Origin of the sequence: Rhodococcus rhodochrous (assembly GCF_014854695.1) — a bacterium.
In the GTDB taxonomy this organism is placed as follows: domain Bacteria; phylum Actinomycetota; class Actinomycetes; order Mycobacteriales; family Mycobacteriaceae; genus Rhodococcus.
In genome coordinates this window covers 3,843,745-3,868,079 of sequence record NZ_CP027557.1, presented here as the reverse complement: position 1 = coordinate 3,868,079, position 24,335 = coordinate 3,843,745, and the positions used below count along the sequence as shown (strand labels likewise).

Annotated in this window: 20 protein-coding genes; 14 read left to right on the top strand and 6 right to left on the bottom strand. The window is 70.4% G+C overall.

The window, feature by feature from the left end; all coding sequences use genetic code 11:
- Positions 1 to 17: 17 nt before the first annotated feature.
- Positions 18 to 1,019: an alpha/beta hydrolase gene (locus C6Y44_RS18000; RefSeq protein ID WP_192378503.1), complete on the top strand. Its 1,002-nt coding sequence runs from the start codon at positions 18 to 20 to the stop codon at positions 1,017 to 1,019.
- 257 nt (positions 1,020 to 1,276) lie between these two features.
- Here C6Y44_RS18000 and C6Y44_RS17995 read toward each other — a convergent pair whose 3' ends face one another.
- Both C6Y44_RS17995 and C6Y44_RS17990 read right to left on the bottom strand, forming a co-directional pair.
- The gene (locus tag C6Y44_RS17995; RefSeq protein ID WP_159417815.1) at positions 1,277 to 2,143 is read right to left on the bottom strand and encodes an aminoglycoside phosphotransferase family protein; all 867 of its coding nucleotides are present in this window, start codon (positions 2,141 to 2,143) and stop codon (positions 1,277 to 1,279) included.
- Between the two features lie 59 nt (positions 2,144 to 2,202).
- Entirely contained in the window at positions 2,203 to 3,345 is a 1,143-nt protein-coding gene (locus tag C6Y44_RS17990) for an acyl-CoA dehydrogenase family protein (protein WP_120279958.1), read from the bottom strand.
- Positions 3,346 to 3,414: 69 nt separating this feature from the next.
- On the opposite strand from C6Y44_RS17990, the gene C6Y44_RS17985 reads away from it, so the two are divergent.
- Together C6Y44_RS17985 and C6Y44_RS17980 are read left to right on the top strand one after the other, a co-directional pair.
- Complete coding sequence (locus C6Y44_RS17985; protein ID WP_145693362.1) at positions 3,415 to 4,020, top strand: TetR/AcrR family transcriptional regulator; 606 nt, start codon at positions 3,415 to 3,417, stop codon at positions 4,018 to 4,020.
- Entirely contained in the window at positions 4,017 to 4,592 is a 576-nt protein-coding gene (locus C6Y44_RS17980) for an NADPH-dependent FMN reductase (protein ID WP_120279956.1), read from the top strand. The genes C6Y44_RS17985 and C6Y44_RS17980 overlap by 4 nt, the downstream gene beginning before the upstream one ends.
- Here the strand turns inward: C6Y44_RS17980 and eccE are convergent.
- Positions 4,580 to 6,163 carry a type VII secretion protein EccE gene (gene eccE / locus C6Y44_RS17975; protein ID WP_225623592.1) on the bottom strand — a complete coding sequence of 528 codons (1,584 nt, stop codon included), beginning with the start codon at positions 6,161 to 6,163 and terminating at the stop codon, positions 4,580 to 4,582. The genes C6Y44_RS17980 and eccE overlap by 13 nt on opposite strands.
- Positions 6,164 to 6,403: 240 nt before the next feature.
- On the opposite strand from eccE, the gene eccB reads away from it, so the two are divergent.
- Complete coding sequence (eccB, locus tag C6Y44_RS17970; protein WP_120279955.1) at positions 6,404 to 7,858, top strand: type VII secretion protein EccB; 1,455 nt, start codon at positions 6,404 to 6,406, stop codon at positions 7,856 to 7,858.
- A 1-nt stretch (position 7,859) separates the two neighbouring features.
- On the opposite strand, the gene mycP is transcribed toward eccB, so the two are convergent.
- Positions 7,860 to 9,227: a type VII secretion-associated serine protease mycosin gene (gene mycP / locus C6Y44_RS17965; protein ID WP_159417816.1), complete on the bottom strand. Its 1,368-nt coding sequence runs from the start codon at positions 9,225 to 9,227 to the stop codon at positions 7,860 to 7,862.
- Positions 9,224 to 10,675, bottom strand: a complete 1,452-nt coding sequence (gene eccD / locus C6Y44_RS17960) for a type VII secretion integral membrane protein EccD (protein ID WP_225623591.1) — start codon at positions 10,673 to 10,675, stop codon at positions 9,224 to 9,226. Before eccD ends, mycP begins: the two co-directional genes overlap by 4 nt.
- A 195-nt stretch (positions 10,676 to 10,870) precedes the next feature.
- Between eccD and eccCa the strand changes: the two genes are divergently transcribed.
- The 9 genes from eccCa to C6Y44_RS17915 all read left to right on the top strand — a co-directional run bounded on the left by eccCa (position 10,871) and on the right by C6Y44_RS17915 (position 21,475).
- Positions 10,871 to 14,854 carry a type VII secretion protein EccCa gene (gene eccCa / locus C6Y44_RS17955; protein WP_159417817.1) on the top strand — a complete coding sequence of 1,328 codons (3,984 nt, stop codon included), beginning with the start codon at positions 10,871 to 10,873 and terminating at the stop codon, positions 14,852 to 14,854.
- Entirely contained in the window at positions 14,854 to 16,377 is a 1,524-nt protein-coding gene (locus C6Y44_RS17950; RefSeq protein WP_225623590.1) for a type VII secretion-associated protein, read from the top strand. Before eccCa ends, C6Y44_RS17950 begins: the two co-directional genes overlap by 1 nt.
- A gap of 130 nt (positions 16,378 to 16,507) precedes the next feature.
- Positions 16,508 to 16,861 (top strand): WXG100 family type VII secretion target, encoded by a 354-nt coding sequence (locus tag C6Y44_RS17945; protein ID WP_225623589.1) that lies wholly within the window; start codon positions 16,508 to 16,510, stop codon positions 16,859 to 16,861.
- Between the two features lie 61 nt (positions 16,862 to 16,922).
- Entirely contained in the window at positions 16,923 to 17,213 is a 291-nt protein-coding gene (locus C6Y44_RS17940) for a WXG100 family type VII secretion target (protein WP_016690931.1), read from the top strand.
- Positions 17,214 to 17,502: 289 nt separating this feature from the next.
- On the top strand, positions 17,503 to 17,946 hold the full coding sequence (gene rplM / locus C6Y44_RS17935) for a 50S ribosomal protein L13 (RefSeq protein ID WP_006550055.1): 444 nt from the start codon (positions 17,503 to 17,505) through the stop codon (positions 17,944 to 17,946).
- Positions 17,943 to 18,446, top strand: a complete 504-nt coding sequence (gene rpsI / locus C6Y44_RS17930) for a 30S ribosomal protein S9 (protein ID WP_006550056.1) — start codon at positions 17,943 to 17,945, stop codon at positions 18,444 to 18,446. The genes rplM and rpsI overlap by 4 nt, the downstream gene beginning before the upstream one ends.
- Positions 18,447 to 18,598: 152 nt before the next feature.
- Positions 18,599 to 19,939: a phosphoglucosamine mutase gene (glmM, locus tag C6Y44_RS17925; RefSeq protein WP_120279952.1), complete on the top strand. Its 1,341-nt coding sequence runs from the start codon at positions 18,599 to 18,601 to the stop codon at positions 19,937 to 19,939.
- Between the two features lie 118 nt (positions 19,940 to 20,057).
- Positions 20,058 to 20,465: a hypothetical protein gene (locus C6Y44_RS17920; RefSeq protein WP_120279951.1), complete on the top strand. Its 408-nt coding sequence runs from the start codon at positions 20,058 to 20,060 to the stop codon at positions 20,463 to 20,465.
- The gene (locus C6Y44_RS17915) at positions 20,462 to 21,475 is read left to right on the top strand and encodes a hypothetical protein (RefSeq protein WP_159417818.1); all 1,014 of its coding nucleotides are present in this window, start codon (positions 20,462 to 20,464) and stop codon (positions 21,473 to 21,475) included. The genes C6Y44_RS17920 and C6Y44_RS17915 overlap by 4 nt, the downstream gene beginning before the upstream one ends.
- Positions 21,476 to 21,491: 16 nt before the next feature.
- On the opposite strand, the gene C6Y44_RS17910 is transcribed toward C6Y44_RS17915, so the two are convergent.
- Positions 21,492 to 22,340 carry an alpha/beta hydrolase family protein gene (locus C6Y44_RS17910; RefSeq protein WP_159417819.1) on the bottom strand — a complete coding sequence of 283 codons (849 nt, stop codon included), beginning with the start codon at positions 22,338 to 22,340 and terminating at the stop codon, positions 21,492 to 21,494.
- Between the two features lie 128 nt (positions 22,341 to 22,468).
- Here C6Y44_RS17910 and glmS point away from each other — a divergent pair, with 128 nt between their 5' ends.
- Positions 22,469 to 24,334: a glutamine--fructose-6-phosphate transaminase (isomerizing) gene (gene glmS, locus C6Y44_RS17905; RefSeq protein ID WP_120279948.1), complete on the top strand. Its 1,866-nt coding sequence runs from the start codon at positions 22,469 to 22,471 to the stop codon at positions 24,332 to 24,334.
- Position 24,335: the final 1 nt, after the last annotated feature.

Below are 24,335 nucleotides of genomic sequence, written 5' to 3'. Positions count from 1 at the left end.
CACGACGGTTTGCGTTGATGGGGACGATCGGGGCGGTCGCCGTCTCGTCGCTGGTCCTGCCCGGTGCCGCGGTCGCCCACGCCGAGGATCTCCCGGTCGCCGCGACCGGCGAGACCCGGTCGCAGAGCGCGACTGTCGAACGCATCGAGAAGCACACCGACCGCGATTGGTCGCTGTTCGTGTACTCGCCGTCGATGGAACGCACCATCGAGCTTCAGGTGTTGCGCCCGGCCGACACGAGCGCGCCGCGACCGGTCTTCTACCTGCTCAACGGTGCCGGTGGGGGACTGGACCGCGCGACCTGGCGTGAGCAGACCGACATCGTGGAATTCTTCGGTGACAAGAACGTCAACGTCGTCACTCCGGTCGGTGGCGCGTTCAGCTACTACACCGACTGGCTCGAGGACGATCCCGTTCTCGGACGCAACAAGTGGACGACCTTCCTCACCGAGGAGATCCCGTCGGTGGTCGACGAGACGCTCGGCGCGAGCGGCCGCAACGCGATCGCCGGTGTGTCGATGTCGGCGACGTCGGCGCTGGCTCTGGCGCAGCAGGCGCCCGATCTCTACCAGGCGGTGGGTTCGTACAGCGGATGCGCCGAGACCGCGTCGGATATCGGTTCGCGCTACGCGGAGACCGTCGTCGCGTTCGGCGGGGGCGAAGTCGAGAACATGTGGGGACCGGTCGCCGGTGAGCACTGGACCGAACAGGATGTCGTGCTCAACGCCGAGAAGCTGCGCGGCAAGGCCGTGTACGTCTCCACGAGCAGTGGTGTCCCGGGTCCGTACGAATTGAAGGCATGGGAGCAGGACGGTGTCGCCGTCCTTCCCGATGTGGCTCTGCTCGGGCTCATCGAGGCCGGCGTGAACGACTGCACGACGCGACTGCGCGGTGCGCTGGACGCAGCCGGGGTCGAGGCGACCTACTCGGTCCGGCCCGACGGCACCCACACCTGGGGCTACTGGCAGGAGGCCCTGCACGATTCGTGGCCCGTGCTCGGTGAGGCCATCGGCGCCTGAGCCGAGAGCGCTGCGCTCGAAAAGTCACCGAGGGGGTGAGGTCCGCGACCTCACCCCCTCGGGCGTTCTCACATGCTCGTCAGATCAGCCAGTCCAGGAAATTGAGGACGTTGCTGATGAGCGCGTCGAGCGAACCGAGAAGCATGTGGTGACCTCCGTGTAGAGAACGAATTGGACGTATGTCCAGAGCTGATTCAAGCGAAACTGCCGGTAACGGGCAACCTCGGCCAATGTGACAAATATCCGTCGAGAAGTTGTTAACGCGCGACTGTCGACGCACGAGCGAGCGCCTCGGCGATCATGCGGTGGCCCTCGGCCTCGTAGCAGTCGTCGCCCACATGGAAAGCCCACACCGCGACCGCGACCGCCGTGCGGACACGTCGGCGGAACCACGCGTCCTCCTCACGGGGATCCTCGCCGTAGCCGCGCAGGAAGGCCTCCTCGGCGCCGGGGACCCGGAGGAACTCGCGCACCGCGAGCCGCTCGAAGTCCTCACCCGCCGGGCGCATCGCGGCACGTCCGAAGTCGATCACCTTCACCCTGCCGGCGTCGTCGGCGAGCCAGTTGCGGCTCTGCCAGTCGCCGTGGGTGGGCACCAGGGTGGCCGTCGGTGTCGGCCACCCCTCGACCATCGAGCGCAACCGGCCGGCGACGTCGGGACCGATGCGGTGCGGTGCCGCGAGCCACCGCAGCGTCTTCGTGTTCGCCGATCGCTCGTACCCCTCGTCCACGACCCGCTCCTGGCAGTGGAACTGGGCGAGCAACGCGCCGGCCTGTTCGTAGACGTCCGGACGGGACGACGCGGCCGTGCCCTGAACGAGCCGGCCCGGAAGGTATTCCGTCACGACGAGTTTCGCCGCGCGGTCGGCGAACACCATCCGGGCGGCGCGACCGCACCGGACCCACGGAGCGGTCCACCGTTCGTGGGCGCTGATCTCGCGGCCGATGTGCCGGTCCGGAGTTCCGCCCGCCTTCACGACCAGTCGCCCGTCGTCGGTGTCGACCGCGAGGACGGTGGTCGACACCAGGCCCCAACTCATGTCGGTGACCACGACGATGCGGCCGAACCGTTGCGTCAGCAGGTGGCGTTGCTGTGGAGTGAGCCGCTCCAGGGCGTCCGGCATGCAGGCACTCTAGCGATCTTTCGCCGCGGGAACCCCTGCCACTTCCGGCTCGCGATCGATCACCCCGCGAGGGAGCGTGCGATCACGAGTCGCTGAATCTGATTGGTGCCCTCGAAGATCTGGGTGATCTTCGCGTCGCGCATGAAGCGCTCGACCGGGAAGTCGCGGGTGTAGCCGTATCCGCCGAGGACCTGGACCGCGTCGGTCGTGACCTTCATGGCGGCATCCGTCGCGACGAGTTTGGCCACCGATGCCTGTCGCGAGTAGGACAGGCCGGCGTCCTTTCGCCGGGCGGCGTCGAGATAGGTGGCACGGGCCGAGTCGACGGCCGCGGCCATGTCGGCGAGGACGAACCCGAGGCCCTGGTGGTCGATGATGCGCTTGCCGAAGGCCTGTCGTTCCTTGGCGTAGGCCGTCGCCTCGTCGAGCGCGGCCTGGGCCAGACCCGTCGCGACGGCGGCGATTCCCAGGCGTCCGGAATCCAGTGCGCTGAACGCGATCGGCAGTCCCTGTCCCTCGACGCCGATCCGGCGCTCGGCCGGGACGAAGGCGTCGTCGTAATGGGCGGAGGTGGTGGGGATGGCGTGCAGGCCCATCTTCTCCTCGGGCTTGCCGAAGGACAGGCCCTCGGTGCCGGCGGGCACGAGGAAGCACGAGATGCCCTTGCTGCCGGTGTCGGCCGTGCGGGCGAACAGGGTGTAGAAGTCGGCCTTGCCGCCGTTGGTGATCCACGCCTTCGAGCCGGTGATGCGGTAGCCGCCGTCGACGGGCTTCGCGCGGCACGCGAGGGCCGCGGCGTCGGATCCGGCCTGCGGCTCGGAAAGGCTGTACGCGCCGATGGTGTTGCCGCCAAGCATCTCCGGGAGCCACTTGTTCTTCTGCTCGTCGGTGCCGTGGGTGGCGAGCGCGAAACACGACAGTCCGTGCACGCTCACCGCGACCGCCACGGCCGCCCAGCGGGCGCCGAGTTCCTCGAGGACCTGCAGGTAGACCTCGTAGGGCTGGTCGCCGCCGCCGAACTCCTCGGGGTACGGCAGGCTCAGCAGTCCTGCGGCGCCGAGTGCGGGGAAGACGCCCTCGGGGAAGGTCTCCTTGCGCTCGTGCTCGTCGACGCGCGGGGCGAGTACCTTGTCGGCGACGTCGCGGGTGAGGTCGATCAGGTCGTAGGCCTCGCGGGTGGGAAGCAGACGCTCGACGGGCACGGTGGTTCCTCCTGGAAGGCTGGGGACCGAAAATAGTACTGAGGACGATACTGCAGTACTGTTTTAGGTATGGCAAGAGTCGGTAGCCGGCGACCCACCGCCCGGCAGGCGCAACTGTTCGACGATCTGGTCGCGTTGTTCCTGGCAGAAGGCTTCGCGCACCTGACCCTCGACGACATCGCCGCGCGCCTGCGCTGCTCGAAATCGACGCTCTACACACTCGCGGAGAACAAGGACCGGCTCGTCTACGCGGCGACCGTCCACTTCTTCAAGGGTGCCGCCGAACGGGTCGAGGCCGACGTCGCGCGGGCCGCGGACGCCCAGGCACGCATCGGCGTCTATCTCGAGGCCGTGGGGCGCGAACTCGAACCCGCCTCCACGCGGTTCATGGAGGACATCGCCCACACGCCGGTCGCGCGCGAGGTCTACGAACGCAACACCCGATTCGCCGCCGACCGCGTCCGCCAGCTCATCTCCGACGGCGTCACGGCCGGCGAACTGCGCGACGTCCACGCGGCGTTCGTCGCCGACGTCGTCGCCTCGGTCATGGTGCGTATCCAGCAACGGCAGGTGGCCGAGGCAACCGGTCTCGAGGACGCACGTGCCTACCGGGAACTCGCCGCGCTGCTCGCGCACGGGCTCTCGGCCGCACCGCATTTACGATCGACCCCATGACCACGGCTGCACCGAACGATCCGATCCGCCTCGAGGTCGTCGTCGCGAGTGTCCGCGCCGGTCGCATCGCGCCGGTCGTCGCCGACTGGTTCGCGGCCACCGCGCGGCGTCGCCCCGAGTTCGACGTCGGCGTCCTCGATCTCGCCGACACCCCGCTCCCGCAGGACCTCTCGGGCGGTCCCGACGCCGACGCCTTCACCCGCCGCATCGGTGCTGCGGATGCCTTCGTGGTGGTGACCTCCGAGTACAACCACGGTTATCCCGCCGCGCTGAAGACGGCCATCGACACCGTCAAGCGTGAATGGCGCACCAAGCCGGTCGGATTCGTCTCCTACGGTGGCCTGTCCGGCGGCCTGCGCGCGGTCGAGCAGTTGCGGCAGGTCGTCGTCGAGGTCCACATGGTGCCGGTGCGGCAGTCGGTGAGCTTCCACCGCGTCAAGCACGCCTTCGCTGCCGACGGCACCACGAGCGACGAGGCCGCGATCGACGGCGCGGAACGCATGCTCGACCAGCTCGCGTGGTGGGCACGCACCGTCCGCGCCGGAACCGCTCTCGACCGCTATCCCGGCTGAGACGCCGGATCCGGCATGCGCGACCGGCCGAGATGGGTGCTCTCCGCCGCGATCGTCACGAGTGTGAGGGGCGTGCGTTCGTCGCCCGCCGTGAGCACGACACGGTCCCCGGCCGCTCCGGGTTGGAGCAACGACACCGTGGGGCGCTCGCGCGGCCATCCGTCCGGATGGATGTGCACGTGGATCGCGGTCGCGTGCGGCACGGACGAGGTGGGCGGGACGCCGTCGTAGACGACCGTGTCGAAATCGCGGTCGCCCGCGTACTCGCCCGCCAGACGCAGCCGGTCGGGTCCGGCCGCGGATCCGACCAGGCCGCGCCACGCGCCGGGGCGGTCGGTGTGGACGACGACCCGCGCCCCCACCGCGACGGCGCGGAAGACCACCTGCTGGGCGAGATACAACTCACCCGCGATGTGGACCGAGCGGACTCCGGGACCGGTGAGACGCGCGGTGACGGCGCGACCGGCGTCGTCCGATCCGACGAGCTGCCCACACCCACCGGCCGGAAGAGCGAGGGCGTCGAGTTCCCCGGTGCGCGATTCGCGCAACGGAACCCGGTCCTCCAGCTGCGGAACCCCGAGGGGCAGTGCCGCTGTGAGAAGTTCGGCGTGACGTCCGTACGCCGGGAGCAGCCCGGCCACCGAGGGGACGTCCGCCTCGCGCGTGGTGAACCGTGCCAGCGCCCCGACCCGAACCGACCCGTCATCACCCGGTCGCAACCGGAGGACCAGAGTCGACGCCAGGGTCGGATGCGACCAGATCGCCGCCGTGTGGTGGCGGTCGATCCGTCGGGGATCGAAGGTGCCGCCCGAGTCGAAGGCGGAGGACAGGGCGACGTGCCGGTGCGTCGGGGCCCACTCCGTCGCCGGCACCCCGTGGGAGATACGCAGCGCGGCCTGTTCGATCTCGCTCGCGGTGAGCAGTCGCGCACCGTACCCGGCGTCGCCGAGCGCGCGGATCACGCGCCGCGCCGCCGCGACGACGGTCCGGGCCGCACCTTCGGAGCCTCCGCCTCTACGGGCGGCAGCGGCCGCGCAGGACGTGACATCGAGTCGGAGCACCACCCGCACCGTGCGTTCGGCCGCGGCGGGAAGCGGGCCCAGCAACTGCGCGTAGGCGTGGCCCGCGGGGGTCGAGTCGCGAACCCGGCGCCCCTGCACCACGACATCGATCCCGTCCAGAACGACATCGTGCCGGTACAGGCAGGCGGCGATCGCGTCGAGAGGAAGGGTTCGCCCCGTCTCCTCGCTGTCGCGCCCGAGCCGGGTGATCGCGCCGGCCTGGGAGGTCAGCTCGAGAACGACGGTCGCGTACGGGCCGTCCCATCGCACCCCCACCGGGACCGCCGACCCGACATGGAAGTCGCGGAGGACACCCGAGACGGGGACAGCCTCCGTGCGTCGGCGCAGAACGGTCGCGATCCATTCGGCTGTGCCGCGCCCGCCGATCCGCACGAGGCACAGCGCGGCCGACGGCACGGCGATCGCACAGGCCACCCCCACGGACGCCCCCGACACCACCGCCAGCGCCCACACGAGGACGGCCACGCACTGCGCACCCACGAGCCGCACGGCGACATGATTTCTCGTCTCACCTGCTGTTGTGCTGATCCGTGCACCATTGGGCACTGTGCCGACCCGTGAATCCTCCGTCTCGGATACGGTCCGTTGCATCGATCCCCCCGAACGACGGCCGGCAATGATTCCGGCGCGGTGCCGACCTTCCCCCTGACCGCGCGGAGCGCCTGTGGTGAGCGCCCGACAGAACTGTACTGTGTTGCGCCAGAGAGCGTGCCGTACGGGGGGAGATCGATGGCAGCGCAACCGACCACGCGATGGCAGGTCAGTGGATACCGTTTCCTGGTACGACGCATGGATCATGCGTTGGTGCGGGGCGACGTACGAATGATCCACGATCCCATGCGTTCCCAGTTCCGGGCGTTCGTCGTCGGAATCGTCGTCGCGTGTGTCGTGCTGGGAGGCTGTGCCGCCCTTGCCCTGTTCCGCCCCCAGGACCGGATCGGTGATGCTTCCGTCGTCGTCGGACGCGACTCCGGTGCGCTCTACGTCGCGATCGACACGACCTTCCATCCCGTCCTGAATCTCGCGTCGGCGCGGCTGATCCTCGGATCGCCCGCCGAACCGGCGGTCGTGGCCGACGAGGAACTGACGACACGACCACGCGGACCGCTGGTGGGGATCCCGGGTGCGCCATCCTCCCTGGTCCACGATGCAGAGGAGGTGCCGTGGACGGTGTGCGACGTCGCCGACCCGAACGGTCTGCAGTCCTCGACCACCGCCGTGCTCGCCGGCACACCCGACCACCGGGCAGGCTCGGTACTCGCCGGCGACGAAGCGCTCCTCGTGACCGCGGACGGCAGATACCACCTGCTCTACGAGGGCAGGCGCGCCGAGATCGACCCGAACGACCGGTCGCTCGTGCGCCTGCTGGGCATCGACGTCTCCCGTGCGCGCCCCGCGAGCCCCGGACTGCTCGCCGCCGTGCCGGAGTCGCCGAAACTGACGGCACCCGTCATCACCGGCGCCGGAGGTGTCCCGGGCGTGTCGATTCCGGGTGTGCGAGTCGGGTCGGTCGTCGCGGTGTCCGAACCGGACGGTCAGAGTTTCCACGTGGTGCTCGAGAACGGTGTGCAGGAGGTCTCGCGGGCCACCGCGCATCTCATCCACTTCTCGGATTCGCAAGGAGCACCGGAGATTCCGGTGGTTCCGCCCGACGTCCTCGCGGCCGCGCCGGTCGTGCACGAACTGCCGGTCGACACCTTTCCCGAGGTCGTCCCGCGGATCGTCGATCCGGGGGAGAGACCGGTGGCGTGCTCGACCTGGCAGCCGGGCACGGGCGAGGCCGACCGGCACCGCTCGGCTCTGCGGTTGTCCGCGGGGACGGCCCTGCCCACCGGTAAGGACGCGGTGCCCGTGGCCCCGGCCCAGGCCGACGGTGCCGGACCGCAGGTCGACGCGATCCACATTCCGCCGGGCCGCGGCAGATACGTGCAGACCACCTCGCTGACCTCGGACACCGGCCGTCTCGGTTCGTTGTTCTACGTCGCCGACACCGGTGTGCGGTACGGCATCATCGATGCGGACGCCGCTGCGGCGCTCGGCTTCACGGATCCACCCGTCCGGGTCCCGTGGCCGATCCTGCAGTTGCTCGCGCCGGGACCCGTGCTCGGCCGGGAACAGGCACTCCTCGCACACGACGGTGTCGCCGCGGACCCAGGGGCGGTCCCCGTCCGGGCGGGCAACTGATTCAGGTGCGTGATCGGGCGAGTCGTCGTGCCGGTGCAGTGAGGACGAGAACGAGGACGGTCGCGGCGATCACGGCTGCAGCCGAGATCAGCGCGATGGTGCGCGGCCGGTGATCCGGTACCGGGGGAGGAGTCGGCTCGGCGACGGCAACCGCCGGCACCGGCTCCGCGCGCTCGGCCGGCAGCGGAGCGGTGACGGCGGCGAGCGGGTCGACGACACCGTGCCCCACCTGCGGATTCCATCCTTCCGCGGGGGAGTGGGCGGTGTTCTCGATGCGCGTCATCACCTCCCGGGCGGACAACTGCGGGTGCCGCGAGCGCACCAGCGCGACCGTCGCCGCGACGAGCGGCGCCGCGAAACTCGTCCCGGACACCGGTCTGCCGCCCTGGGGGCCGGGGATCAGGTCGGCCAGACCATCGGTGCCGGGATTGAGCGAGACGAGCCCGCTCCCGGGAGCGGCGACGTCGACCCATGGCCCGGGCAAGCTGTACTCCGCCGGTGTGCCGTCGTCCTCCACCGCACCGACGGTGAGGACGTACTCGTCGTACCAGGCCGGTGATGCCAGGGTGACGACCGAATCCCACGGATCCGCACCGGGATCGGCCGGATCCGCCGAGCGCGGATTGCCTTCGCGGCAGGTGTCGGTGTTGCCGGCCGCCGCGACGACGACCGCGTCGTGCACATCCGTCGCGTACTGCACCGCCGCTCCCAGCGGACCGTCGACGAGGCCCTCTGCGACCGTCCGGCAGGCGACCTCGGAGATGTTGACGACGGTGGCGCCGAGGTCCACCGCATGTCGGACGGCCGCTGCGAGGGTCCGTACGTCGCCGTATCCGGAGGCGTTGCGCGCGGCATCGTCGTCCGATCGGGAGCGGTCGGAGAAATGGCCGCTCGACTGGCGGATGGCGATGATCCCCACGTCGGGTGCGCCACCGGCGAAACCCGATCCGGGTGTCGGCCGCGCTGCGATCAGCCCGGCGACGAGGGTGCCGTGCGCGTCGCAGTCCTCGGTGCCGTCGCCCGTGGACACGTAGTCGCCACCCGGCATCGGGGCCGGCAACCGCGGATGCGGATGGACCCCGGTGTCGATGACAGCGACCACCTGCCCGGCTCCCCGGGTGATCGGCCACACGGACGCGAAGTCGAGGATGCGTTGTGCCCGAGGGGTCTGCGGTCCGTCGGGAGCATCCGGCAGTTCTGCGCACAGCACCCGCATCTCGGTGGCCTCGGGAGGCGCAGGCGTCGCGCCGACGGGTAGTTGCGCCGGATCGGGTACCGGGGGCGCGGCGGTCGCGAGACCCGGAGTGGCGGTCGCTACCAGGGCAGTGAGGACCAGGACCGCGAACCGACCTGACAGCCGCACCGTCACAGTCCGCGGATCGCTGCGTACACACCGGCGACCCAGCAGGCCAACGGCACGACGGTGGCGATGGTCGCGTACTCGGCGATCTCGGCGATCCGGCGTTGCACCGGAGTGAACGTCCGTCGCGGCGCGACCACCCCGAAGAGGAAACCGGCGCATGCGAGACCCGTAGCCGATGCGAACACCGCCCACGGCGGCAACGCTCGGCTCGCTGCCGCACCGACGAGCAGCCCGAGCAGCAGTACCGCGCCACCCGCCACGAGGGGAGCCGCCTGCGCAGTCGCGGTGTAGGTGCGGCCTCGGAAGACCAGGACCACGGCCGACGCCACGGCCAGTGCTACCGCGGGGACGGACACCTCTCCGTCCCACGGGAATGCGGCGCACCACGCTCCGCCCGCCGTGAGTAGGACGACGGCGTGGACGATCCCGGTGAGCGCGCTGCGCGCCCGGTCCGCGCGGTGCTCGAGCTCCGCCGGTGACGGCAACCCGGACACGTTGCTCTCGGTGGTCTCCGGTTCGAGCGGAGCGCCCGGAGCGAGGACAGGAGGGATGGGAAGTTTCGCGAGCATCGCCGCGAGGCGCGGTGCCGTGCCGGCGACCAGCAACGCCACCACCACCGTTCCGGCTCCGAGGGCGCGCGCATCGAGATCGGTGGTCGATGCGAGGGTGGCCGTCACGACGACACCCGCGGCGGTCGCGGCGACCGCCGTGCACGGTGCGAGGCCGATGCGGGTGACACGTACGGCGAGCACTGCGACCGCACCGGTCAGTGCCGCGGCGAGGACGAGACGCGGCGCCGGCGATTCGCCGGGAACGAGCAGCGCACCGGCCGTCGCTGCGAGCGGGAAGGTGCACCACAGCAGCGCGGTCGCGGTCCGTCGATCGTCGTGGAGCCGGGCGAGGATGCCTGCGGCGAGCAGCACCAGGAGAGGCAGTGCGGCGCACACGGCTCCGAGGGTGAGACGGCTCGCGCCGTCGGGCAGGAACAGCAACGGTACGCAGCCCGCGGCGAGGGCGACCGGACCCAGGACGGCCGCGATGAGACCCGACGGGCCCGCACCCCACGGCGTCGTGGTCCGGTCCGAGGCCGCGACGCTGTACATGACGTCGTCGAACAACGGTGGAGGAGCGGGGGATCCGGCATCCTCCAGGACGAGGATCTCCCCGTCGCGGACGCCGTGCTCGTCGAGACTCAGCACACCGGACAGCGGGGCCCGACCGATCCGGGCGAGTGCCCAGCCGTCGGGTTCCGAGCGTTCGGGTGTCGCGTCGAAGTCGTTGTCGGGCCGGTGGCCGGCGACGAGATCCACGATCCCCGGGAGCAGCAGCGCCACCGGAACGTCGAGGGGCAGCGCGAGATCGACCTCGGTGTGGCGGGCGAGCACGGTGATCCGGCACAGATCCGGGGCGCCCACCTGCCCCGGGGTCTCGGATCGCGCACGCACAGATGTCATCGGCCTCGGTTCCCCCCGTCACTGCAGTCCGAACGACGCAGACCATACGACATCGTCCCGACCGGTGTCGTGCCCGAGTTGTCCGTCGAGGGACCGACGGGCGAGCAGGAGCACGGAAGGTCGCCGCCATGGGTTAGTCTTCCACGACCGTGGGGCCGTAGGGGGCGGCCGACGGCGTTCCGGGGGGTGACGAACGTGAGTACCGTGCGTTTCGTGCGCAGAGCACGGCGGGAGGCACCGCGCGTTCCCAGCGGCGAGGTGAGTGTCCAACCGCCACCGGACATCCCCCGGGCCACGCCCGGCAATCTGGTGACCAGACTGCTCCCGCTCGTGATGGTCGCGGCGATGATCGGGATGGTCGCGCTGATGTTCACCACCGGCGCCGCACGCAGCCCCATGGCGATGATCTTCCCCCTCATGATGGTCGTGTCCCTGGTGGGCATGCTCGCCAACAGTGGTCGCAGCGGGGGAACGAAGACCGCCGAGGCGAACGAGGACCGCAAGGACTATCTGCGCTATCTCGACCAGCTCCGGCGCGAGGTCACCGAGACGGCGCACGAACAACGTCGGGCGCTCGAATGGTCGCATCCCGACCCGGCCCTGCTGTGGACCCTCGCCGGCACCGTCCGGATGTGGGAGCGACGCAGCACCGATCCCGACTTCGGCCACCTCAGGGTGGGGCGCGGCGGGCAGCGACTCGCGACCCGGCTCGTGCCTCCGGACACCGGACCGGTCGAGGATCTCGAACCCGTCGCCGCCCTCTCGCTGCGCAGGTTCGTGCGTGCGCACTCGGTGGTGCAGGCGCTGCCCACGGCCGTGTCGCTGCGGGGTTTCGCCGCGATCGGCATCGAGGGCGATCGCGGCGCGGCGCGCTCGCTCGCGCGGGCGATGCTCGCGCAGGCGTGCACCTTCCACGGTCCCGACACGCTGCAGGTCGCCGTCGTGTGCGGGCCCGACACCGCCGCGGAATGGGAATGGATCAAGTGGCTGCCGCACGCACAGAACCCCGTCCTGCGCGACGGTGCGGGCAGTGCACGCACGGTGTTCGGTTCGCTGTTCGAACTCGAGACCGATCTCGCGGCGGTCCTCGCCGGTCGCAGCAGATTCGTCCGGAACGCCCCGGCCACCGAGGGGGCCGTGCATCTCGTCGTGGTCGTCGACGGCGGGGTCACGGGATCGGGTTCGGGGGTGCTCGACGACGGTCTCGACGCGATGACCGTGCTCGACCTCTCCGGTTACGCCACGCGGCTCAGCGCGACGCGCGGCCTGCGCCTGGTGGTCGAGGACGGACGGGTCGGGGTCGCCACCGGCACCGATGTCGACATCTTCGCCGATGCCGACGGCATCGGGACTCCGCAGACACAGACGCTGGCCAGACTCCTCGCGCCGTACCGGGTGACGAGCGGGGCGATGGACGAGAGCGCCGGCGACGACCGGCCGTCGAACTGGCAGGAGCTCCTGGGACTCGGGGACGTGGCCCGCTTCGACCCCGCGCAGGCATGGGCGCCGCGCCGCGGACGAGACCGCCTGCGGGTACCGATCGGTGTCGGCATCGACGGTGCGCCCGTCGAACTCGACCTCAAGGAGGCCGCCGAGAACGGGATGGGACCGCACGGATTGTGCATCGGCGCAACCGGTTCGGGAAAGAGCGAATTCCTGCGGACGCTGGTCCTCGGTCTCGTGGCGACGCACCCACCGGAGGCGCTCAACCTGGTCCTCGTGGACTTCAAGGGCGGCGCGACCTTCCTCGGTCTGGACCGGATCTCGCACGTCGCGGCGGTGATCACCAACCTCGCCGACGAGATCGCGATGGTCGACCGCATGAAGGACGCCCTCGAAGGCGAGATGAACCGCCGTCAGGAACTACTCCGGACCGCAGGCAATTTCGCCAACGTCGGCGACTACGAGAAGGCCAGGGCTGCAGGTGCACCGCTCGACCCGCTGCCCGCGCTGTTCATCGTGGTCGACGAGTTCTCCGAACTGCTCTCTCAACAGCCCGAATTCGCCGACCTCTTCGCGGCGATCGGACGTCTGGGCCGGTCGCTGCACATGCACCTGCTGCTCGCCAGCCAACGACTCGACGAGGGGCGTCTCCGCGGTCTCGACAGCCACCTGTCGTACCGCATCGGCCTGAAGACCTTCTCCGCCAACGAATCGCGGAGCGTCCTCGGTGTTCCCGACGCCTACCATCTGCCGTCGACACCCGGCGCCGGATATCTGCGGACCGATTCCGCCGACATCCAGCGTTTCTCCGCGGCGTACGTCTCGGGACCGTACGAGCCCGGCCGCCCCACCCGGCGCACCCGATCGGCGGTGCCGGCCGGCACGTCCCGGCCCCGGCTCTTCACCGCGCGGGCGGTGCCGGTCGACGCCGGTCCGCCCGCCCCGGTCACGGAGCCGCTCCCGGTTCTTCCCGCGGGCGACGGTCGGAGCGTGCTCGAGGTGGTCGTCGACCGGATCCGGGGGCACGGAACACCGGCGCACGAGGTGTGGCTTCCTCCGCTCGACGACTCCCCGTCGCTCGACATGCTGTTGCCCAGGTCGGTGCTCACCGGCGACGTGCCGCGTCACGCAGTCCTGCGCACCGTCGTCGGTGTCGTCGACCGGCCGTTCGAGCAACGCCGCGACCCGCTGGTGGTCGATCTGTCCGGGTCGGCCGGCAATGTCGTGGTGGTCGGCGGCCCGCAGTCCGGAAAGTCCACACTGCTGCGCAGCCTCGTCCTGTCGATGGCCCTCACGCACACCGCCGAACAGGTGCAGTTCTACGGTCTCGATTTCGGTGGTGGCACGTTGTCCGGTCTGGCCGGCCTGCCGCACGTCGGTTCCGTCGCGGGGCGGCACGACACCGACCGGGTGCGCCGCACGGTCGCGGAGATGATGTCGCTGCTGCGTCGTCGCGAACGGTCCTTCGCCGAGAACGGTATCGAGTCCATGGCCCAGCTGCGGCGGATGCGCGCCGACGCGGTCGCACCGGCCACCGACGATCCGTTCGGCGACGTCTTCCTCGTCGTCGACGGCTGGCCCAGCATCCGGCAGGACTTCGAGGCGCTGGAACAGACGATCGGGATCCTGGCCGCTCAGGGCCTGTCCTACGGCATCCACGTGGTGCTCAGCGCCCCGCGTTGGGGTGACGTGAGGCCCGCCATGCGCGACCTGCTGGGTACACGGCTCGAACTCCGCCTCGGCGACCCGTCCGACTCCGAGTACGGCCGAAAGAGAGCGGCGATGGTGCCGGAAGGGCGGCCGGGACGCGGTATCGACCGCGACGGCCTGCACATCCTGGGGGCGCTGCCCCGGGTGGACGGAAGCTCCGATCCGGCCGATCTCGCGGTCGGGGTCGCGGCGGCGGTCGAGGCCGTCCGTGCTGCCACGCCGGGGCGTTCGGCGCCGCCGGTGCGCATGCTGCCCGAACGCATCGACCGATCCGACCTCCTCGCAGCTCTGCCCGCAGGGTGGCCGCCACCGGCCGACGCGTCCCCGGCGACCCGGCTCTCCGTCCCGATCGGCATCGACGAATCCGAACTCGCGCCCGTATCGGTGGATTTCACCGACCATCCGCACCTGTTGATCTTCGGCGACTCGGAATGCGGCAAGACCAATCTGCTGCGAGGGCTGTGCCGCGGACTGGTCGAAGCCGGCAGCGGTGCGCAGACCAGGATCATCGTCGGCGACTACCGCCGCACGCTGCTCGGCGTCGTCGGCGGCGACCATCTGGGGGGATATGCCCCGTCGGCGACGGTCTTCGCGGCCATGGTCCGCGAACTCGCCGGAATCTTCGAGCGCCGGTTGCCGGGCCCCGACACGACGCAACAACAGCTGCGCGATCGATCGTGGTGGACCGGACCCGAAGTCTTCGTGGTGATCGACGACTACGACATGGTCGCCACCTCGGGCCAGAACCCGCTGCTGCCGTTGGTCGACTATCTCCCGCAGGGACGCGACGTCGGTCTGCACCTGGTGGTCGCGCGTCGCTCGGGTGGTGCCGGACGCGCGATGTACGAACCGATCCTCGGACGCCTGCGGGAGTTGTCGACTCCGGGTCTGATCATGAGCGGTAGCCGCGACGAGGGAGCGCTCGTCGGCGCGGTCCGTCCGTCGCCGATGCCGCCGGGCCGCGGCACGCTCGTACGACGCGACGGCACGGCGCTCGTCCAGACCGCCTGGGCGCCGGAGGTGTGATGGCGATCGGGGACGAGACGGTCGTCGCGGTCGCGTTCACGCTGACACCCGGGTCCGTCCACATCGGGTGGCCCGGAACCACGCGCAGCGTGCCCGCTCTCGCAGCGGAACTCGGCGACCGGCGGGTCTACGGAGCGGCAGCGGAGGAACAGTCGGAGCCGGCCGGCGTCGCAGGCGTCGTGGATGTCGTGGATGTCACGGAACTCGTGGATGCGGCCGCGGTCGGAGGGGAGACCGAACTCGGAGAACTGCTGAGCGGGCTCGTCTCCTACGCCGCAGCGACCGTGGGTGCACCGGACACCGGCGGGGTGGCGTGCGCGATACACCCCACCTGGTGGAACGAGCGGCGACGCGATCTCTTCCGGACCGCCGTGCGGCAGGTCGCGGGCGATACGATCCTGCTCCCGGTCGCCGTGGCTGCCGCGCGCGCCGCCGATCCTGCGCCGCACGAGCGGTGCGCGGTGCTCGAATTCGCGGCCGGGGGAGCCACCGCCGTGAGCATCGCTCCGCCTGGACCTGACGGGCCGACCGTCGAACGCCTCGCGCGCGATCCGGGTCTGTCCGTGCACTCCCCGGACGCCGCGACGCGACTCGAGGTCCTGCTGACCTCGGTGTGTGGCGGGGCAGGGCCGGAAGTCGTGGTGGTGACCGGCGGTCCGGGCGAACCGTACGGTGTCGAATCGTTCGCCCTTGCAACCGATCTCGTGGGTGCGGGCCGGCGGGTGGTGCCCATCGCGGCCTCGGAGATGCTCGGCGCCGTGACCGGCCCTCCAACGCCACCGGCCGGAACCGGAACGACCACGAGTGCCCCGGCCGTCGCTCCGACGACCGACGTACCCGACAGGACGTTGCCGTGGTTGAGCGAGGTGCGCGCACGCCCGGATCCCCCTCGTGCCGGGCGGGCCGGCACGGTGCGCACCCTGGTCGTCGCCGGGGCGGCGGTTCCGTTCCTGCTCGCCGCTGCGATCTTCCTTTGGCTGCTACTCACCGGAGAAGGCGGAGACGCGGAGATTCCGGATCCACCGGAAGTCGTTGCTGCAGAGGAGACACCGACCGACGCTCGTGAGCCGGAGTCGGCCGCCGACACCGGTCCCTCCCCGTCGACGCGGATCGACGCCGGTCCGCTGCACCTCGACCTGCCGGAGGGCTGGCGCGTCCGCGACCCCGCGACCGTGCCCGCGGGTCGCGCGGAACTGATACCGGTCGGCGGAACCGATCGCCGGATCCTGGTCGTGTACCGCGATCTCCCAGACGGGACCGACGAGCGCTCGGTCGCCTCCGCGTTGGCGGAACGAGCCGCCGAACGCGCACCGGTCATCCGCGACCTCGACACCGACACGACCTTCGCCGACCGCAAGGTCGTGGCGTACACCGAGGTTCCCGACGACTACTCGGTGGTGCGGTGGTCGGTCCTGGTCTTCCCGGGACTTCAGGTCTCGGTGGGGTGCCAGTACCTCGAGGAGGAATGGACCCGTATCCGCAGCGAGTGCGAGCAGGCCGTCCACACCCTCCGGGTCGGGTGAGAAAAGAAAGTCCACGAATTTCGGAAGGCGCGGAACCGATACCGGATCGGGTGCGTCCAACCACATGTAGGAGCCAGGACCGGCTCGACGCCGAGCCGGATGATCCACGCACGAGCGAAGGAGTACGCCGTTGACCCAACCGACCGGCAATTCGAATCACCTCACCACCGATGTGACGACCATGGAGGTCGTCGCGGGACAACTCCAGGACTCCCGCGCCGAACTCGACGCGATCCTCGGTCGCCTGACGGGCGTGGTGCAGTCCGCGCCGTCGGTCTGGCGGAGCCGCTCGGCGGAACAGTTCGCCGGAATCATGGAGCGCTGGAACGTCAACCACACCAAGCTGTCGAACGCCCTGGACGAACTGGCAGAAGCCGTGCGCACCAGTGGACGGTCGTACGCCGCGGCCGAGGACCAGCAGGCCCAGTCCCTGTCGGCGATCGACCCCGACGGTGGTTCGGTGCTCAACGGGTCGTTCACCTGATCCCCGCTCCTTCCGGCACACAGCCCCTCCGGCACACATTCGAGAACAAGGAGAACGATCCGTGTCCGAGATCTATCAGAACTTCGCCGGCGTCGCCGACCTGCACGCCCAGCTCGTGTCCGGTCAGAAGGCGATCGAGGCGACGCTCGACCGCATCGAGGGGCAGGTGGCGCCCCTCATCGCCACCTGGGACAGCGGGGCGCAGGAGCGCTACGCCGCCACGCAGGCGCGCTGGAACGAGGCCGAGGCCGGCCTCATCCAGGTGCTGCACGACATCGGTCGGGTGGTCTCGACCGGTAACGACAACATGCAGGAGGTCGAGCGACTGAACCAGCAGCGCTTCCCGGGCTGATCCGGGTCCGCCGGATCCGAGCTGATCCGGCGCTGTCACGTCCCGGTGGTGGAGAGGCCGCCGGGACGTGCTGCTGCTTCCGGGGTGCTCCGGCCGGGGGTGATCGGGGTCAGGGTTGCTGCGGCGCTTTGACCGGCCCTGCGTCCGCCCGGTAGAGTGTCCCCTCGGCGTGTCGCACGTCGTCGTGCCCTGTGGCGCGACGAACACCTCTCCCGGGTCCCAACTGGCCGCCGGGCGTGGCAACCGTCGGCATGCAGGCCAGCAGCGAAACGATAGACGAGGAAGATCTGTGTCTACGTACACACCGAAGGCCGGCGACGTGACCCATCAGTGGCACGTCATCGACGCCACCGACGTGGTGCTCGGCCGCCTCGCGGTGCAGGCGGCAAACCTGCTCCGCGGAAAGCACAAGCCCACATTCGCGCCGCACGTCGACGGTGGTGACTTCGTCGTCATCATCAACGCCGACAAGGTTGCCGTCTCCGGCAACAAGCGGACCGACAAGTTCCTCTACAGCCACTCCGGTCACCCGGGCGGTCTGCGGGCTCGTTCCGTCGGCGAGGTTCTCGAGAAGAACCCCGACCGCCTCGTGGAGAAGGCCGTCACCGGCATGCTCCCGAAGAACAAGCTCGGTCGCGCCATCGCGAAGAAGCTGAAGGTCTACGCGGGCCCGAACCACCCCCACGCCGCGCAGCAGCCGGTGCCGTTCGAGATCAAGCAGGTGGCACAGTGACGACGCCCGAGGAACAGAACGTGAACCCCGAAGAGTACGTCGAGAACGTCGAGGTCGCTGCAGACGAGTACGTCGAGGACGTCGTCGAGGCACCTGCTGCCCCGATCGTGTTCGACCGTCCGGTCCAGACCGTCGGTCGCCGTAAGGAGGCTGTCGTCCGCGTCCGCCTCGTGCCCGGCACCGGCAACTTCACCCTCAACGGCCGCACCATCGAGGACTACTTCCCGAACAAGGTGCACCAGCAGCTCGTGAAGTCGCCTCTGGTGACGGTCGAGCGCACCGAGTCGTTCGACATCCACGCACGCCTGCACGGCGGCGGCCCGTCCGGCCAGGCCGGCGCGCTGCGTCTCGCCATCGCGCGTGCACTCACCGAGGTCACCCCCGAGGATCGCCCCGCGCTCAAGCGCGCCGGCTTCCTCACGCGTGACCCGCGTGCCGTCGAGCGCAAGAAGTACGGCCTGAAGAAGGCCCGTAAGGCATCGCAGTACTCCAAGCGCTGATGTGCCGCCGACGCTGATTTCGTCAGAGTCGGCACCTGTTCCACCACGAGAGCAGGCGTCGGTAGACATCTCCTACCGGCGCCTGCTTTCGTGCATTCTGTCCTCTATCGACACCCGCGGCGGGGGCCGCACACGACTGGGAGGCTGTGTACATGGGTCGGTTGTTCGGCACCGACGGAGTCCGGGGCTTGGCCAACGCCGAGCTCACAGTGGAGCTGGCAGTACGCCTGGCAGGCGCTGCGGCAGCGGTCCTGGCCCCGCAGGGTGCCGAGCGGCGACCGGTCGCGGTCGTGGGTCGAGATCCACGCGCGAGCGGGGAGATGCTCGAGGCGGCCGTCACGGCCGGACTCACCGCAGCCGGAGTCGACGTGGTGTCGGTGGGCGTGCTGCCCACCCCTGCGGTCGCGTACCTCACGGGTGACTACGGCGCCGACCTCGGCGTGATGATCTCCGCGTCGCACAATCCCATGCCCGACAACGGCATCAAGATCTTCGCGGCCGGCGGGCACAAGCTCGACGACGAGGCCGAGGACCGGATCGAAGCGGTGCTGCACGGCGACGCCGAGAGCGCCGCACGCCCCACCGGCTCCGGCATCGGCCGGGTACGCGTCGTGTCCGACGCCCTCGAACGTTACCTCGCGCATCTCGCGACGGCCGTGCACAAGCCGCTCACCGGTACGACCGTGGTGGTCGACTGCGCGCACGGCGCCGCCTCGCAGGCCGGCCCGGCCGCCTATGCGGCCGCGGGTGCGACGGTGATCGCGATCAACGCCGAACCCGACGGATTGAACATCAACGACGGCTGTGGATCCACGCACCTGTCCGTGCTGCAGCAGGCCGTGCTCGAGCACGGCGCCGACCTCGGTCTCGCGCACGACGGCGACGCCGACCGCTGCCTCGCCGTCGACGCGACCGGCACGGTGGTCGACGGCGACGCGATCATGGCGATCCTCGCCCTCGGCATGCACGAAGCCGGTGAACTTCCCGACGACACCCTCGTCGCCACGGTGATGAGCAATCTCGGTCTGCATCTCGCGATGCGGGCGGCGGGAATCCAGGTGCGCACCGTCGGTGTGGGTGACCGCTACGTGCTCGAGGAGCTCCGCCGCGGTGGCTACGGCCTCGGCGGTGAGCAGTCCGGTCACATCGTCCTGCCCGCGCACGGTACGACCGGCGACGGCGTGCTCACGGGTCTGCGCCTGATGGAGCGGATCGCCACGACGGGTCTGCCGCTCGCGAAGCTCGCCTCGGTGATGACATCGCTTCCGCAGGTCCTCGTGAACGTGCGGGTCCACGACAAGGTCGCCGTCGCGAACGATCCTGCGGTGGCGGACGCGGTCGCGGAGGCCGAGCGCGAACTCGGTGAGACCGGCCGGGTGCTGCTGCGTCCGTCGGGCACCGAGCAGCTTGTGCGCGTCATGGTCGAAGCCGCCGACGACGATCACGCCCGGGCGGTCGCCGACCGTCTCGCGGGAGTCGTCGCCGCCGTCTGACCTGCGCGGTCCCTGCACATCGCCGCCGCCTTCCGCTCGCAGTGCCGCTGCGGTGGAACCGGATCGCCCCGCGCTGCGTCCTAACCCTTCGAGAGGGTTCGGTGGGCGAAGGGCGGACATGGACACACAGCAGCACGACACGGCAGCGCAGCACGACACAGCTACACAGCACGGCACGATCAGGTTCGACGACGAGGCGGTGCGCGCCGTCGCGGCACGACTCGCGGAGGTCGCCGAGGACGCCGACGCCGGGATCCGTCGCGGCTTCGGTGGTCTCGTCTTCGATGGCGGCGGTGCCGGATCGACGCATCGGGCGGCCGGCGTCCGCGTCGAGACCGGCTATCGCAGGATGCGTGCTGCGTGTGAGAGCTGGGCGGCGACCGTGCAGGCGCATGCCGACGCGTTGCGCGTCGTGGCGGACACCTACCGGCACCAGGACGACGCGACCGTCATCGCCCTCACCGCTGTGACCGGTGCCGACCTCGACAGTGCCGGGTTCGGCGACGCAGGGACCCGGCAGCCGTGAGGACCTCGCCCGAGAGCGCAGGCGACATCCTCGACGCGGGAGCGCCCGGCCTGGCCCGTCTGATCGACCTCGTGCAGTCCCTGCACACTCTCGGGCTCGAGTCCGGCTGTTGCGTCGCAGACGTCCGGGCACGTTACGACGAGGAACGTGCTCTCTCGTTGCCCGCCCTCGCCGACGACGCCGTCACGACGCGCTCGCTCGCGACCTCGCTCGGTCGTCGGACCGACGAACAGCGTCGCCTCCTGCAGCAACTCGACGAGTCGTGGGACGGATCCGCCGCCGACCGGGCTCGCGCCGAGCTGACGACCACCGTCCGTGCCGGAGTGGCGTTGTGTGCGTCGCTGACCGATCTCGCGGTCGCTCTGGAGTCGGCCGCCACCGCGATCGCCGCGGCGTTGCGTGAGAAGGCCCGCGTTGTCGGGGATCTCGCGGAACGCGCCGTCGACGGTCGCACGAGGGACGAGATCGACACGATCGTCGCCGGAGCGAGCGGCGGCCCGCACGGACCGAGCCCAGAGGAGCATGCCCGCTGGTTCGGCGACCCGCCCGGTAGCAACGTGGGCGACCCGCCCGGTAGCAACGTGGGCGACCCGCCCGGTAGCAACGTGGGCGACCCTGCCGCCGAGTGCCGGAGATGGGTCGAAGAACGTCTGGTCCCGGCCGTCCGGGACGCCGTCGCCGTGGTGCTCGGGGCGTGTGAGGAGGCCGGCCACCGGATCGCCGGCACTGTCACCGACCTGGCGACGACCACCGAACGCGTTGCCGAGGGCGCCGGGGTGGCCGTGGGCGCGTCCGGTGCAGGGACGGTGGCTCCCGTCGTCGACGACGGGACGATGCGGCACGGACCGAGCGACCCGCCGAATCAAGGTGCACTGCTGACGGTTCCCGGGATCCGCCCGGGCGAACGCAGACGCGAACATGCCTCAGGACCGGTCGAGGACGACCACCGGCAGGACGAGAACGACGCGGGCGATGCGGGAGTCGTGCTCGCGGAAGCCGGACCGCTGTGACGCGAACGACGGTGCGTCAGCGCCCGAGGAGCAGGTTGACCTGCGTGCCGAGATCGCGATCGACGACGTCGGGGTCGGAGATCACCGTGGAGCCGGGCAGCTCGGTGGTGAGGTCGGAGAAGATCGCGTACGTCTTGTCGCCCGTGAGACGGTGCAGCAGGAAGCCGGTGAGCAGCGCACGAGTGCGTTCCTGGGTGCGACGCTCGGCACCACCGACGCCGAGAGCTCCGAACAGGCGGCGCCCCTCGACGAGTCCTTCGTCGTTCGCCTTGTCGACGACCCGCAGCTGCACGTCGTCGCTGCCCCAACCCTGGGCGACCGCGACGGCGTCGCTGGTCATCGACCCGATGCTCTTCTCACCGACGAGGACGAGGCCCGGTGCCCGCACGCGGCCGGCCGCCTCGGAGGCGGCGGGGGAGACGGGCGAGGGATAGAGCGCAGCGACGGCCGCGACCTCACGTCTCGCTGCGGCGAGCACCGCCGCCCCGGCACCCGAACCGTGACCCACCAGCGCGAGCTTCGACGGATGGACACTGATCCGCCCGGTACCGAGACGCACGCCGGTGCAGATGTCGAGGGTGGTGAGCAGGTCGGTCGACAACCCGATCGCCGACGGCACCGGTCCGCGCTCGGTGTTGGGCGCGCCCACGACGATTCCCCAGGACGCGAGGTGCTCGAAGAGCTTCGTGTACTTCGTGACCCCAGTGAGCCAGCCGTGCCCGAACGCGATCGCGGGCAGGTCGAAGCCTTCCGCGGGGGTGTACACGACACCCGGCTGACCGGCGAGCGCCAGGTCGCCGCGCAGCACCGAGTGCGGGCCGCGCCGGGAGAGTTCCTGAGCCAGTTTCTTGGGGTTCGCCGCCACGGCCTGAACGTTAGCGGATGGCGCTGCCCGCCGGGGTCGGTGCGTACCGGACGGCGTGCCCCGATGCACGTGTACGGGCTCACCGGTGTGTTGTTCCCGGGCGGGGGTCGACCAGTACCCTGCTAGGCATGTGCGGAATCGTGGGCTATGTCGGGCACCGTCGTGCTCTCGACGTCGTGGTGGAAGCGCTGCGGCGGATGGAGTACCGGGGTTACGACTCGGCGGGAATCGCCATCCTCGACGGCAAGGGTGCTCTGGCCGTCGAGCGGAAGGCGGGGCGGCTGGTCAATCTGGAGGCCGAGCTCGCCGAGATCGGCGAGGAGCACTTCGCCGGTACCGCGGGGATGGGGCACACCCGGTGGGCCACCCACGGTCGTCCCACCGACCGCAATGCGCACCCGCATCGCGACGCGACCGGCAAGGTCGCGGTGGTGCACAACGGCATCATCGAGAACTTCGCGCCGCTGCGTGAGGAGCTCGAGAAGTCGGGTGTGGAGCTGGCCAGCGACACCGACACCGAGGTCGCGGTGCACCTGGTGGCCCGCGCCTACGCCGAGGGCCCGACGGCGGGCAACTTCGTCGACAGCGCCCGCAGTGTGCTGCGCAGGTTGCAGGGTGCGTTCACGCTGGTCTTCGCCCACGCGGATCATCCGGGCACGATCGTCGCGGCGCGTCGGTCGACGCCGCTGGTCGTCGGGGTCGGCGACGGTGAGATGTTCATCGCCTCGGACGTCGCGGCGTTCATCGAGTTCACCCGGGAGGCGGTCGAGCTCGGGCAGGACCAGGTCGTGGTGATCACGAACAACTCCTACGAGGTCACCGACTTCGACGGCAACACCGACGTGGCGACGCGTCCGTTCACCATCGACTGGGATCTCGCCGCCGCCGAGAAGGGCGGCCACGACTACTTCATGCTCAAGGAGATCGAGGAGCAGCCGGCCGCGGTGGCCGACACGTTGCGCGGTCACTTCGTCGACGGGTGCATCGTGCTCGACGAGCAGCGCCTGTCCGATCAGGAACTGCGCGACATCGACAAGGTGTTCGTCGTCGCCTGCGGCAGCTCGTACCACTCGGGCCTGGTCGCCAAGTATGCGATCGAGCACTGGACCCGCCTGCCCGTCGAGGTCGAGCTGGCCTCGGAGTTCCGCTACCGCGATCCGGTGCTCGACAGGTCCACGCTGGTCGTGGCGATCTCGCAGTCGGGGGAGACCGCCGACACCCTCGAAGCGGTCCGGCACGCCAAGGATCAGAAGGCGCGGGTGCTGGCGGTGTGCAACACCAACGGCGCGCAGATCCCGCGGGAGGCCGACGCGGTGCTCTACACCCGTACCGGCCCGGAGATCGGTGTGGCGTCGACGAAGGCGTTCCTGGCGCAGATGGCCGCGAACTACCTCGTGGGTCTGGCGCTGGCGCAGGCGCGCGGCACGAAGTATCCGGACGAGGTGGCCCGCGAATACCAGGACCTGGCGGCGATGCCGGAGAAGATTGCCGAGCTGCTGACCGGCATGGAGCCGGTGCGGGCGCTGGCGCGGGAGCTGTCGGCCTCGCCGGCCGTGCTGTTCCTCGGTCGGCACGTGGGCTACCCGGTCGCGCTCGAGGGTGCGCTCAAGCTCAAGGAACTGGCGTACATGCACGCCGAGGGTTTTGCCGCCGGTGAGCTCAAGCACGGCCCGATCGCGCTGATCGAGGACGGGCTGCCCGTCATCGTCGTCATGCCGTCGCCGAAGGGCCGCGCCGTGCTGCACAGCAAGCTGCTCAGCAACATCCGCGAGATCCAGGCCCGCGGAGCCGTCACCGTCGTCATCGCCGAGGAAGGCGACGAGACGGTCCGGCCGTTCGCCGATCACCTCGTCGAGATCCCGTCGTCGGCGTCGCTGCTGCAGCCGCTGTTGTCGACGGTGCCGTTGCAGGTCTTCGCCGCGGAGGTCGCGCAGGCCCGCGGTTACGACGTCGACAAGCCCCGCAACCTCGCCAAGTCGGTCACCGTCGAGTAGC

Excerpts from the sequence above, each read along its gene's own strand:
- C6Y44_RS18000 (WP_192378503.1), top strand. The coding sequence starts at position 18 with ATGGGGACGATCGGGGCGGTCGCCGTCTCGTCGCTGGTCCTGCCCGGT.
- C6Y44_RS17995 (WP_159417815.1), bottom strand. The coding sequence starts at position 2,143 with ATGCCGGACGCCCTGGAGCGGCTCACTCCACAGCAACGCCACCTGCTG.
- C6Y44_RS17985 (WP_145693362.1), top strand. The coding sequence starts at position 3,415 with ATGGCAAGAGTCGGTAGCCGGCGACCCACCGCCCGGCAGGCGCAACTG.
- C6Y44_RS17980 (WP_120279956.1), top strand. The coding sequence starts at position 4,017 with ATGACCACGGCTGCACCGAACGATCCGATCCGCCTCGAGGTCGTCGTC.
- eccB (WP_120279955.1), top strand. The coding sequence starts at position 6,404 with ATGGCAGCGCAACCGACCACGCGATGGCAGGTCAGTGGATACCGTTTC.
- eccD (WP_225623591.1), bottom strand. The coding sequence starts at position 10,675 with ATGACATCTGTGCGTGCGCGATCCGAGACCCCGGGGCAGGTGGGCGCC.
- C6Y44_RS17950 (WP_225623590.1), top strand. The coding sequence starts at position 14,854 with ATGGCGATCGGGGACGAGACGGTCGTCGCGGTCGCGTTCACGCTGACA.
- glmM (WP_120279952.1), top strand. The coding sequence starts at position 18,599 with ATGGGTCGGTTGTTCGGCACCGACGGAGTCCGGGGCTTGGCCAACGCC.
- C6Y44_RS17920 (WP_120279951.1), top strand. The coding sequence starts at position 20,058 with ATGGACACACAGCAGCACGACACGGCAGCGCAGCACGACACAGCTACA.
- glmS (WP_120279948.1), top strand. The coding sequence starts at position 22,469 with ATGTGCGGAATCGTGGGCTATGTCGGGCACCGTCGTGCTCTCGACGTC.